This window comes from Pseudomonas persica (assembly GCF_900291015.1).
Lineage (GTDB): Bacteria > Pseudomonadota > Gammaproteobacteria > Pseudomonadales > Pseudomonadaceae > Aquipseudomonas.
On sequence record NZ_OLKL01000032.1, the window covers coordinates 43658 to 56291 of the forward strand.

General features: G+C 65.7%; 8 protein-coding genes. 2 read left to right on the forward strand and 6 right to left on the reverse strand.

Annotated elements, in window-relative coordinates:
- The first annotated feature begins 182 nt into the window (after nucleotides 1-182).
- Nucleotides 183-539, forward strand: coding sequence for an osmotically-inducible lipoprotein OsmE (gene osmE / locus FQ664_RS15480; RefSeq protein WP_144173045.1), 357 nt, complete (start codon nucleotides 183-185; stop codon nucleotides 537-539).
- A gap of 1 nt (nucleotide 540) precedes the next feature.
- On the opposite strand, the gene FQ664_RS15485 is transcribed toward osmE, so the two are convergent.
- Nucleotides 541-900, reverse strand: a complete 360-nt coding sequence (locus tag FQ664_RS15485) for a hypothetical protein (RefSeq protein ID WP_144173046.1) — start codon at nucleotides 898-900, stop codon at nucleotides 541-543.
- A gap of 153 nt (nucleotides 901-1053) precedes the next feature.
- Here FQ664_RS15485 and FQ664_RS15490 point away from each other — a divergent pair, with 153 nt between their 5' ends.
- A complete protein-coding gene (locus FQ664_RS15490; protein WP_144173048.1) occupies nucleotides 1054-1254 on the forward strand; it encodes a hypothetical protein in 201 nt (66 codons plus the stop codon).
- A gap of 338 nt (nucleotides 1255-1592) precedes the next feature.
- On the opposite strand, the gene FQ664_RS15495 is transcribed toward FQ664_RS15490, so the two are convergent.
- The 5 genes from FQ664_RS15495 to FQ664_RS15515 all read right to left on the reverse strand — a co-directional run.
- Nucleotides 1593-2009, reverse strand: coding sequence for an anti-virulence regulator CigR family protein (locus tag FQ664_RS15495; protein WP_144173049.1), 417 nt, complete (start codon nucleotides 2007-2009; stop codon nucleotides 1593-1595).
- A gap of 259 nt (nucleotides 2010-2268) precedes the next feature.
- On the reverse strand, nucleotides 2269-3456 hold the full coding sequence (locus tag FQ664_RS15500) for a beta-barrel domain-containing protein (RefSeq protein ID WP_144173050.1): 1188 nt from the start codon (nucleotides 3454-3456) through the stop codon (nucleotides 2269-2271).
- On the reverse strand, nucleotides 3446-5608 hold the full coding sequence (locus FQ664_RS15505; protein WP_144173051.1) for a type I secretion system permease/ATPase: 2163 nt from the start codon (nucleotides 5606-5608) through the stop codon (nucleotides 3446-3448). Before FQ664_RS15505 ends, FQ664_RS15500 begins: the two co-directional genes overlap by 11 nt.
- A complete protein-coding gene (locus FQ664_RS15510) occupies nucleotides 5598-6869 on the reverse strand; it encodes a TolC family protein (RefSeq protein ID WP_144173052.1) in 1272 nt (423 codons plus the stop codon). Before FQ664_RS15510 ends, FQ664_RS15505 begins: the two co-directional genes overlap by 11 nt.
- Nucleotides 6869-12634: Ig-like domain-containing protein (locus tag FQ664_RS15515; RefSeq protein ID WP_144173053.1), on the reverse strand; the 5766-nt coding region annotated here is incomplete at its 5' end. The genes FQ664_RS15510 and FQ664_RS15515, both read right to left, overlap by 1 nt.

Consider the following 12634-nt stretch of genomic DNA (forward strand, 5'->3'; position numbering starts at 1 on the left):
TCCTGTGTCGCGTCGGGGCGCGCCAGGGCATGCGCCGCCGTTGCCGGCAAACCACAGGAGTTACACATGACATGAGGTCGACGCGGTCAATGTAGGAGCTGGCTTGCTGGCGATGGGCTGCGCCAGCAGCTCCACGATCCGCAGCACCTGCCCTCATCGGCATCCTCTACCGGAGCACTGCCATGCACAAACCCTTTCACGCGCTGATCTTCGCACTGATCGCGTTATCCGCCTGCTCCTCCAACTCCGCGCTATACCACGACCAACCGCTGGTGGCCAAAGTAGACACCGGCATGAGCAAAGACCAGGTCGTGCAGATCGGCGGCAAGCCCGATGCCGAGACCGCGCGCAGCGTGGTGCCCGGCACCTGCTTCGACTACATGCTGAGCAAGGCCGACAACCGGCAACCTTACAGCGTCAGCTTCGACGGCGCCGGCAAAGTGGACAATACCGCGTTCATGACCTGCGCCGAGTGGAGCAATGCCCAGCGCAAGACCCGTCTGCCCAGCATGGGCGGCTCTAGCGGCTCGGGCTACTGATTCAGTCCAGGCATTCCTTGGCAGCCTGGCGCAATTTGTCGCCAGACAGGAAGCTGCCCTTGTAGAACGTCGCGCGGCTGCCCTCGCGAGAATCGACTACGTCCAGCACATCGTCGGATGCCACGGCGCTGGGTGCCGTCAGCCGGTAGCCGTGGGCGATCGATTTCTGCGTGGCCTGCGGCGACAGCGCTTGCCACTTGGGCAGTACGCAGGCGGCATACTGCTGGGGTGATTTGTGGGTCAGCTTGCTGGCAGTGGGTTTGCCAGGGGTTGCGCAGCCGGCAAGGCTGGCAACTAGCACAGAAGCGAGAAAGATACGAAACGTAGGCATTTGCAATTGACCATCAAGGATACGCTGCATTCTAACGGGTGGTTACAACCAGATACCAATCAACCAAAGTTGATGGGACGATGCCTGCCAGGGTTTGCAGGGCACCACCTGATATTTCTGCCAGTGGCGTGGATGAGCGTACGCTGAGAAAGTGTAACTCCCACCGACATCGGAGCACCCGCCATGCAACAGAACACCGCCAGCACGCGCTTCTTTTATCAGAATGGCAAACTTGTCACCCTGAAGACCGGTGAACAAGGCCATAGCATTTTTCGCAATGCCGATGTGCCGCTCGCCGAGCAGCAGACAGAAGGCAGGCAAACCAGCGGATTGCTGGTGACGGACGACAAGGGTTCAGTGCTGCAAGTGCATGAGAACACCTGACCCTGTGGGATATCACCCAGCCCCTTGGGCTGCGCTGTCAGTTCACAGTCGTCGAATGCTGTTCTAGATCTCGATGTCAGTGCAGATCTAAAGTCATGCGCAGCCCGGAAGGGCTGGGTGATCGCTCATGGAACTGCACATCACTCATTGAATTAGCAGTGCCTCTGTGTGTGTGTGGCTTTAGCCGCGAACACCGGCGCAGCCGGTGCCATGCACCGCGTTGGATTCTTCGCGGCTAAAGCCGCTCCCACAGGATACGCGCACCGCGTGCGAACTCGGTTCCCTACGCGACAGCGCAGCCCAAAGGCTGGGCGATCTCCCACAGGGATTGCGCCAGCTCAATCCAGCGCGCCGTTCAACACCTCGTAGATGATCCCTGTAGCGACTGCCACCAGAATCAAGTCCGCACCCGCCTGCATCCATTCATAGCCATCATAATGAGGGAGCTGCCCCAGCAGCCTGCCATCCAGCTTCTTGGCGATACCCGGCGGCAGTGGTTTGCCACGGGCCAGGTTCTTCTGGATGCCGGGGGGCAGCGCCGGCCCTGCGCTCCAGTAGTTGCGGTGCCCGTCGAGAATGCCAAGCACATCGCCACGGTTGATCGACGGGCCACCATACGCGGCACCGTGACCTTGACCGTGCTGGCCCTTGCCATGGCCCTGCCCTTTACCGTTACCCGGGTCGGCATAAGTGAGCGCAGGCCCCACTGCCAGCGCGATTGAGGTCGCGATAACTGCCCATCGACGCTTTGCCATGTCTGTGTCCTTACACGAGAGACGTCCCAGCACTGTAGACCAAAACCCGGTTGAGGGTGAAAGTCCCCAAACGCGGGGTCAGGGCTTGGCCCCCCGGTAGAGCACGATGGCTGCCACATCAAGAGCCAGCACGGCAACGGCGAAGAGGAACATGACGTACAGATCTTCTGGAAACATGGCCGTATCCCCAAATGCACAGGTTTTCAGGGAAGCAGCAATTCCCGTTCCAAACGCCTGGCTGCATACGCTGCGACACGGCTCAATAGAGACGGGCTTTGATCAGCGGGCGCAGCAAGTAATTGAGGACGCTGCGCTTGCCGCTGAGGATATCCACCTCGGCAACCATGCCGGGAATGATCGGCAGCACCTCCTCGCCGCGCCTGAGCTGGCTACCGTCAGTGCGGATCAGCACCTGGTAATACGACTCCTTGCCGTGGGGTGTGTCCTCCTCGATGGTGTCGGCGCTGATCTGCTCCAGGGTGCCCTTGAGGTCGCCATAGATGCTGAAGTCGTAGGCGGTGATCTTCACCTTGGCCGGCATGCCCGGCACCAGGAAGGCCACGTCGCGCGGCTTGATCCTGGCCTCTACCAGCAGGCGGTCCTCCACCGGAATCACTTCCATGATCGCCTCGCCGGGCTGGATCACCCCGCCACGGGTGTTGATCAACACGGTGTTGACCCGCCCACGCACCGGCGAAACGATCCCGGTACGGCGCAACTGGTCCTGGCGCTGCTGGACTATCGGTTCCAGCGCACTGAGGTCGGCCTTGCGCTGTGAGCGCTCGGTGTAGGCGTCCTGGAAGTAGCTGCTCTTCAGCTCGGTCAGCTTGCCGTTGAGGGTAGCAATGTCCTGGCTCAGCCGCAGAGCCTCCATCTGGCTCACCGCACGCTTGGCCACCAGCGGGCGGACCAGGTCGAGCTGGCTCTGGGCCAGGCTGATCTGCCTCTGGATCGCCTGGCTGCCTTCGAGCAGCTTGTCCCGCCGCGACTTGAACAGCTCGCGCTCGGAACGCGCCAGCGGCCCCTGCGGATCGATGTCCGGGGGGAACTCGATGGTCGCCTTGCCCAGCACCTCAGCGTCAAGCCGGGCGATGGCCGCCCGCAGCACCCCGGCCTGGTTGGCCGACTCCTGGAAATTGGTGAGAAAACGCGTCTCGTCGAGGCGCAGCAGCGGCTGGCCGACCTCCACCAGGTCACCTTCCTGCACCAGCAGACGGTCGAGAATGCCCCCTTCCAGGCTCTGGATCTTCTGGATACGGCTGAACGGTACTACGCGCCCGTCGCCGCGCGTCACCTCATCGAGCTCCGCCCAGGCGGCCCAGGCAACGAACAGCACGACACTGCCGAGCAAAGTCCAGAGCAGCGGGCGATAGACCGGATGAGTGGTCGCCAGCAAGGGATCGGCCAACTGCCGACGCAGCGGTACAGAGCACATTTCAGTAGCCATGGCCAGCTCCTTCGGCGACCTGCGGCGCCTGCACCTGATTGCCCAGCACCACCTGGTTCAGTGGGCCGTCCATGATCACCTGGCCGTTGCGCAGGACCACTGCACGGTCCACCAGCGCCAACACGCTTTTCTTGTGGGTGGTAATGATCAGGGTGCGCCGGCCCAGCCACTTCTGCAGGTAGTCGATAACCTGTTTCTCGCTGTTCTGGTCGAAGGCCGCGGTCGGCTCGTCGAGCAGCAGGATCGGCGGGTCCTGCAGTATTACCCGGGCCAACCCCACCGCCTGGCGCTGGCCGCCGGAGAGGCTGGCGTTGCCCAGGATCGGCATGTCCAGGCCCAGCGGATGAACGCGTACGAAGGTGCCCAGCCCTACGCCATCGAGGGCTTCCAGCAGTTCCTCGTCGCCCAGCGCGGCGTTCGCCAGATTGAGGTTTTCGCGCAGGCTGCCGTGGAACAGCGCCACGTCCTGCGGCAAGTAGCCAATGCCACGCTGGCGGTCGGCCGGGTCGAGCTGGCTCAGGGCGATGTCGTCCAGCAACAGCCGGCCGGATTGCGCGTCGAGCAGGCCGCTGAGCAGCCGCAGCAGGGTCGACTTGCCGGCACCGTTGCCGCCAAGCAGCGCCACCCGCTCGCCGGCCTGGATGCTCAACGCCTGCACGTCGACCACCGGCGGGCTGTCGCCGTGGGCCAGGCGCAGCGCCTCCAGGCGGTAATGCCCGTGGAGCCGCTCGCGGTGCACGAAGCGCTTGCCGACCGGGCGCTCCTGCTCGGCCGACATCAGCTGGTCGAGGCCCTCCAGTGCCACCTTGGTGTGCTGCCAGCGGCCGAGGATGGCGGCAGCCTGGGACAAGGGGGCGATGGCCCGCGAGGCAAGGATCGAACAGGCCACCAGGGCACCGACGGTCATCGCCCCGTCGCTTATCCGGTAGACACCGAACACCACCACCCCGACATAGCACAGCTGCTGGACGATGCTGGCCGAGTAACTGAGGGTCGAGGCCAGGGCATGGGTCTTCATCGCGGTACCGGCCAGTTCCCCGGTGAGCGTCTCCCACTGCTGGCGGCAGCGGCCTTCGGCACGCGCGGCCTTGACCGTCTCCAGGTGTTCGAAGGCTTCCAGCAGTACACTGTTCTTCATCGCCCCCTCGCGCAGGTTTTGCCGCGACAGGTGCCCCAGCAGGCGCTGGGTCAGCAGCCCCGGCAACAGCATCAACAAGCAGGCCACCAGCGGCACCCAGACCACATGGCCACCGATCACGGCAATGATCAACAGGAAGATGACCACGAACGGCAGGTCGCTGATCAGCGCGGCGCTTGACGAAGTGAAGAACTCGCGGACCGACTCGAACTCACGCACCTGGGTGCTGAACGCCCCCATCGACGCCGGTTTGGCGGCGATCCGGGTACTCAGCACGCGAGCGAACAGCAGGCTCGACAGTTGCAGGTCGAGGCGTTTGCCGAGCACGTTGAGCAAATGCCCTCGAAGGATCCGCAATATCCCGTCGACGATGATCGCCAGGGCCACGCCGCTGGCGAGTATCCATAGGGTATCGAAGGCTGCGTTGGGCACCACGCGGTCGTATACCTGCATGGCGAACAGCGCCGAGGCGACGGCCAGGACGTTGGCCACCAGGGCCGCCGCGGTGACTTCCGCATAGGAGCGCCAGAGCCGCTTGAGTGGCCCGAAGAACCAGTGTTCCGGCAGGCCGCTGGCGTAGTCGCCCACCCGCCCGTCGGGGCGGTAGCGGCACTTGGCGAACACCGCGGTGCCACTGTAAAGCGCCTCCAGAGCGGGCAGCGCCATGCATTCACTGCCACCGTCGCTCTGCGGCACCAGTACCTCGCACTGCTCGTCCTCGACGCCAACCAGCAGCAGGCTGCGGCCATCGTCGAGCAGCAGCAGGGCCGGCAGCAGGTAGGCGTCCATCTGCTGCAACGGCAGCTCCGCGACCTTGGCAGTGATGTCGGCGCGGCGCAGTGCACGAGCGACCAGGCGCAGCGGCAGGCGTCCGTGCTCCAGTGCCAGGCCGTCGACCAGTTCGGCGTCGCCCAGTGGCCGGCCCAGTTGCCTGCACAACAGCAGCAGGCCCTGGCGTAGCGGGTCGTCGTGGTTCAGGGTCACGACATTATCCGGGGATTGTTCAACTTCCATGATTCAACCGATTCTCCAGTAGTGCCCCCAGCAGCCCGACCTGCGCGGCCGCCCGGTACTCGATGCGCTTGCGCTCGATGTGCAGATTGATCAACTGCCGCTCGGCCTCGAACCGTTCACGCTGCACGTTGAGCAAGTCGATCACGTCGCGCCGGCCGACCTCGAACTGCTCGCGGTACAGCTCGCCAACCTGCTCCGACTCTGTCACCTGCTGGCTCAGCGACTGTTCCCGCCAGCGCAGCGTGTCACCGTTGTCGAACAGCGTCTGCAACTGCCGGCGGATATCACGCTGCATCGCATCGGCCGTCCATCGCGCCGACTCCAGGCGCTGTTGCGCAGCGGTCGGCCGACGAAAGTTGGAAAGCCCCTGGAAGGTGTCCATGCGAAAGCGCAGTGACATCACCGAGTCGCTTTCCGGCCGACCGCCAATCTCCCGGCGCAGCGCGGAGGCCTCCAGGTTCAACTGCGGCAGCAGCGAAGCCTTGGCCTCGCGGACTTGCGCCTCGGCCACATTGGCGTCCTCCAACGCCTTGCGCTGCAACGGCGACTCGCGGATCACCCGCGCCACGTCGCTGGCAGCCAGGTAGCGCTGCAGCGACATCGGTTCGGGTTCCACCAGTTCGGAAGGGTCCTGGCCAACCAGAATCGCATACTGGTTGCGCGCGTCCTGCAGGTTGCCCTTTTCCAGCGACAGCTGTTCCTGGGCGCGCGACAGCTCGAGGTTGGCACGGTCCAGTTCGCTGCGGTCGGCGTAACCGTCGCTACCGCGTGCCTGGGTCATCTCGCGGATGCCGTCGAGGCGCTGGATGTGCTGGCGCACCGTCTCCACCCGGCGCTCCGAGGCAAGCACGTCGAGATACGTCTCAACGATATCCAGCGCCGCATCGTCGCGCGCCACCAGCACCGCCTCGGACAGCTTGCGCTGGCTTGCACTGGCGCTGTCGACCTTGCTCGTCACCCGTCCCCAGTCATACAGCATCTGCGATACGGTGACGTCGTAGACGACCTCGCCAACGTCGAACTCCTGCGGCCCTCCGGACATGGCGACAGAGGGGTAATAGCCGCCCTTGGCGATCTCCACCTCGGTGCCCGCACGATCCGCTTCAGCCATCGCCGAACGCACCTGGGGGTGGATCGCCAATCCCTCCCGCACCGCCTGGTCGAGAGGGATGGCCGCGGCGGACAACGGCAGCCCGAGGCACAGGAGCCACAGGGCTCCCGCGCCACGGCGCTTTCCCTTGAGCACGGACAGGCCGCGCATCAGACCACGACCTGTACCGTGTTGTCCTCGATCAGCAGGGTACTGCTGCCAAAGTTGTAGACATCGTAAGTAATGCCGTTGACCTGCTGGGTGGTCCCGGTATTCACGGCACCCACCACGTTGAGGGTGTCATTGTTCTCGCCGGTGATCTGCAGGATGTTGTTGCCATCGGTGATGGCGTCGACCTCCGCCGCGGTCAGGGTCAGCACGCTCCCCGAGTCGCCCCTGCCGAGGTCGATACGCTCGATGTTGGAGAGCGTACCGACGCCGACGGCGTTGTAGTCGAGATCGATGCCGTCGGCCAGGATCAGGGTGTCGAAGCCCGCACCGCCGTCGATGCTGGTGAAGTCGGTCGCGGTGATCTGGATGGCGTCGTTGCCGTCGCCGGCCACTACCTGGTCGCCGGTCCCCACGTTGAAGATCAGGTCGCTGCCATCACCTCCGTTGATGTGCTCCGAACTACCGTTCGCCCCGGACATGACATCGTCCCCGGCGGTACCGTTGACGTCGATCTGGCCGATGTTCAGCGACAGCCCGTTGGGGGTCAGGGTGATGCCGTAGGCCGCACTGTCGTTGCCGTTGGTGTCGGTAGCGACGAGGTTGAACGAGATCTGCGAACCGAGGTTGAGGATATCGGTGATGTTCAACCCCAACTGGGTGAGGACGGTCGGGCTCAGCAGGTTCAGCGAGAAGTTGCCGGAGCTGTCCGCCTGGATCGGCAGTAGCTCGACATTCAGCGCCGGGGTGATGACACGGATCACCACGCTGGAGTCAGGCTCGGTGGTGCCGCTGAAGCCGAACCGCGGGCTCAGCGGGTTGAGGCTGACATCGACACCGAAGTTGCCGATGGTAACTGGCTGTTCGATGCTGCTACCGACGCCGATGGTCGCCACATTGCTCGGGTTGCCGGCCGGGTCCTGGCCGATCACCGAGACCTGGGCATTGAGCAACTGGTCCAGGGTAAGGTCGATGTCCAGGTCGGTGAGCAGGTTCAGTGACGCCAGCCCGCTGTTGTCGGCAGTCACCGTGGCGGTGGCGGTGACCCCGCCGACGTCCACGGTGACCGTCAGTTCGGTTCCCGGATCGGTGGAGATGGTCAGGATGCTGCCCACCAGCGACAGCACCGGCGTCGCAGGCGGGACGGTGTCGACAGTGAACGGCACCAGGTTCGACGCGCTACCGCCATTGATATCGGCAGTGACGGTCGAAGCGCCCTCCGGGAACGGCCCCATGCCATCACCAGGGGGAATGGTCACGGTGACGCTGCCTGCCAGGATATCGCCGGCGGTGATGGTATGCGTTGCCTGCGTCTCGTAACCGTTCTGCCCGGCGAACGCGACGGTGATCACCTGGCCGACTTGCATGGTCGGACGGATCGCCACGTCGACCTGGATACCGTCGCTGATCTCGGCAGCGTTGATCCAGCTATCGGCGGCCTCCGGCACGCTGATGGTCGGTGGTGCCAGGTCCGGCGCGTTGATCGTCGCCGGACCGCTTAGGTTGCCGGCAGCGTCCACAGCGACCCCGGCGATCAGCTCGCCAGTGATCAGCGGCGGCGCGAACGGCAGGCTGAAGTTGCCGCTGCCGTCGACATTCACCGTGATCGGGTTGGCGGTATCGCCGTCGATCACGATGCGCACCTGGCTGTTCGGCTCGGCGGTACCGGTCAGCAGCGCACCGTCGGCACTGATGCTCAGCAGCGGCGCCGACGGCGCCACCGTGTCAACCGTGGTGCTGGCCGGGCCGCTGGTGTTGCCGGCGGCGTCCTCGGCCACGGCGTTGACCACTGTGCCATTGGCCAGCGGCGTGGCCGGGGTGAAGCTCCAGTCGCCACTGCCGTTGGCGGTGGTCTGGCCGATCGGGTTGCCGTCACCATCGGTGAGGATGACGGTGGCGCCGGGCTCAGCGCTACCACTGATCTCGGTACCGTTACTCGGGTCGATCGTCGGCGCCGTCGGGGCGATGGCGTCAATGGTGACGCTGGTCGGCCCGCTGGTATTGCCGGCCGGGTCCTGGGCTACGGCGTTGATCACTGTGCCGTTGGCCAGCGGGGTTGCAGGCGTAAAGGCCCAGTTGCCACTGCCGTCGGCGGTCGCCTCGCCGATCGGGTTGCCGCTGCCATCGGTGAGGATCACCTTGGCCCCGGCTTCAACGGTACCACTGATCTCGGTACCGTTGCTCGGGTCGATCGTCGGCTGGCCGGGGGCGACCGCGTCTACCGTGGTGCTGACCACTGGGGCACTGGTGTTACCGACCGCGTCCTGGGCCACGGCGTTGATCACCGTGCCGTTGGCCAGCGGCGTACCGGGCGTGAACGACCAGTTGCCGCTGCCGTCGGCGGTCGTCTCGCCGATCGGATTGCCGCTGCCGTCGGTGAGGATCACCTTGGCCCCGTCTTCGGCGGTACCACTGATCACCACCCCGTTGCTCGGGTCGATCGTCGGCTGGCCGGGGGCGACTGTGTCCACCGTGGTGCTGGTCGCTGGGGTGCTGGTATTGCCGGCCGGGTCCTGGGCCACGGCGTTGATGACCGTGCCGTTGACCAGCGGCGTCCCTGGCGTGAAGGCCCAGTTGCCACCGCCGTCGGCGGTCGTCTCGCCGATCGGGTTGCCGCTGCCGTCAGTGAGGATCACCTTGGCGCCGGCTTCGGCGGTACCACTGATCACCACCCCGTTGCTCGGGTTGATGATCGGCGCGGCTGGGGCTACGGCGTCAACGGTGGTGCTGCCCTGCCCGCTGGTGTTGCCAGCTGGATCGGTCGCCGTGGCGTTGACCACCGTGCCGTTGGCCAGCGGTGTGGCCGGGGTGAAGCTCCAGTCGCCATTGCCGTCGGCAGTGGTCTGGCCGATCGGGTTGCCGCTGCCATCGGTCAGGGTGACAGTGCTGCCCGGCTCGGCGGTGCCGCTGATTTCGCTGCCGTTGCTCGGTTCGACCACCGGTGCGGCCGGGGCCACCGCGTCCACCGTGGTGGAAGCCTGCGGACCGGTGTTGCCGGTTGGGTCAGTCGCCGTGGCGTTCACCACGGTGCCGTTGGCCAACGGCGTGCCAGGGGTGAAGCTCCAGTTGCCGCTGCCGTCGGCGGTCGTCTGCCCGATCGGGTTGCCGCTGCCATCGGTCAGGGTGACGGTGGCATCGGCTTCAGCTGTACCGCTGATGGTCACGCCGTTGCTCGGATTGATTACCGGTGCGGCTGGCGCACTGGAGTCGACGGTGACCGTCGCGGCTGGGCCGGTATTGCCGGCCGGGTCGCTCGCCGTGGCATTGACCACAGTGCCGTCGGGCAACGGTGTCGCGGGGGTGTAGCTCCAGTTCCCACTACCATCGGCCGTCGCCTGGCCGATCGGATTACCGCTGCCATCGGTGAGGGTCACGGTGCTGTTCGGCTCGGCGGTACCGCTGAGGCTGCTGCCGTCGCTCAGGTTGATGATCGGTGCGGCTGGGGCGATGGCATCAACCGTGACGCTGGTTGGCCCGCTGGTATTGCCAGCCGGGTCCTGGGCCACGGCATTGATGACCGTGCCGTTGACCAGCGGCGTCACAGGCGTGAAGGCCCAGTTGCCACTGCCGTCGGCGGTGGTCTGGCCGATCGGGTTGCCGCCACCGTCGGTCAGGGTGACAGTCGCGCCGGCTTCGGCAGTACCGCTGATTTCCGTGCCATTGCTTGGCTCGACCACTGGCGCGGCCGGGGCCACCGCGTCCACCGTGGTGGAAGCCTGCGGACCGGTGTTGCCGGTCAGGTCGGTCGCCGTGGCGTTCACCACAGTACCGTTGGCCAACGGCGTGCCAGGGGTGAAGCTCCAGTTGCCGCTGCCATCGGCGGTGATCTGGCCGATCGGGTTGCCGCTGCCATCAGTCAGGGTGACGGTAGCACCGGCTTCAGCGGTACCGCTGATGGTCACACCGTTGCTCGGATTGATTACCGGCGCAGCCGGCGCGCTGGAATCGACGGTGACCGTCGCGGCTGGGCCGGTATTGCCGGCCGGGTCGCTCGCCGTGGCGTTGACCACAGTGCCGTCGGCCAGCGGTGTCGCGGGGGTGTAGCTCCAGTTCCCACTACCATCGGCCGTCGCCTGGCCGATCGGATTACCGCTGCCATCGGTGAGGGTCACGGTGCTGTTCGGCTCGGCGGTACCGCTGAGGCTGCTGCCGTCGCTCAGGTTGATGATCGGTGCGGCTGGGGCGATGGCATCAACCGTGACGCTGGTTGGCCCGCTGGTATTGCCAGCCGGGTCCTGGGCCACGGCATTGATGACCGTGCCGTTGACCAGCGGCGTCACAGGCGTGAAGGCCCAGTTGCCACTGCCGTCGGCGGTGGTCTGGCCGATCGGGTTGCCGCCACCGTCGGTCAGGATGACAGTCGCGCCGGCTTCGGCAGTNCTGCCGTCGGCGGTGGTCTGGCCGATCGGGTTGCCGCCACCGTCGGTCAGGATGACAGTCGCGCCGGCTTCGGCAGTACCGCTGATTTCCGTGCCATTGCTTGGCTCGACCACTGGCGCGGCCGGCGCCACGCCGTCCACGGTAATGACCGCTGGCGCACTCTCGGTCCCACCGGGGTTACGCGCCACGGCGTTGACCACGGTGCCATCCGGCAACGGTATGCCGGGTGTGAACGACCAGTTGCCGCTACCGTCGGCGGTGACCTGGCCGATCGGGTTGCCGTTGCCATCGGTCAGGATAATGGTGTTGCCTGCATCGGCGGTACCGCTGATCACCGAGCCGTTGCTCGGCTCGACCTGCGGAATCGACGGCAGCGACGAGTCCACGGTAGTGCTACCAGGATTGCTGGTATTGCCGGCAGCATCGGTCGCCGTGGCGTTGACCACGGTGCCATCGGGCAGCGGCGTGGTCGGGGTGTAGGTCCAGTTGCCACTGCTATCGGCCGTNGCCGTGGCGTTGACGACGGCGCCATCGGGCAGCGGCGTGATCGGGGTGTAGGTCCAGTTGCCACTGCCGTCGGTGGTGACTTCGCCGATCGGATTACCACTGCCGTCGGTGAGGGCCACGGTGCTGTTCGGCTCGGCGGTACCGTTGAGCACGGCGCCGTTGCTCGGATTGACCACTGGCGCGGCGGGTGCAACCGAATCCACCGTGGTGCTGCCCTGCGGGCCGGTGTTGCCAGCCGGGTCCTGGGCCACGGCGTTGACCACCGTGCCGTTGGCCAGCGGTGTGGCTGGAGTGAAACTCCAGTTGCCGCTGCCGTCGGCGGTGGTCTGGCCAATCGGGTTGCCGCCACCGTCGGTGAGGATGACCGTTGCGCCGGCTTCGGCAGTACCGCTGATTTCCATGCCATTGCTTGGCTCGACCACTGGTGCGGCCGGGGCCACCGCGTCTACCGTGGTGGAAGCCTGCGGACCGGTGTTGCCGGTCGGATCGGTTGCAGTGGCGTTCACCACGGTGCCGTTGGCCAACGGCGTGCCAGGGGTGAAGCTCCAGTTACCGCTGCCATCGGCGGTGATCTGGCCGATCGGGCTGCCGCCACCATCGGTCAGGGTCACGGTGGCACCGGCTTCAGCTGTACCGCTGATGGTCACGCCGTTGCTCGGATTGATTACTGGCGCAGCTGGCGCGCTGGAGTCGACGGTGACCGTCGCTGCCGGGCCGGTGTTGCCGGCCAGGTCGCTCGCCGTAGCGTTGACCACAGTGCCGTTGGGTAACGGGCTGCCCGGTGTAAAACTCCAGTTGCCGCTGCCATCGGCCGTTGCCTGGCCGATCGGATTACCGCTGCCGTCGGTGAGGGTCACCGTGCTGTTCGGCTCGGCGGTACC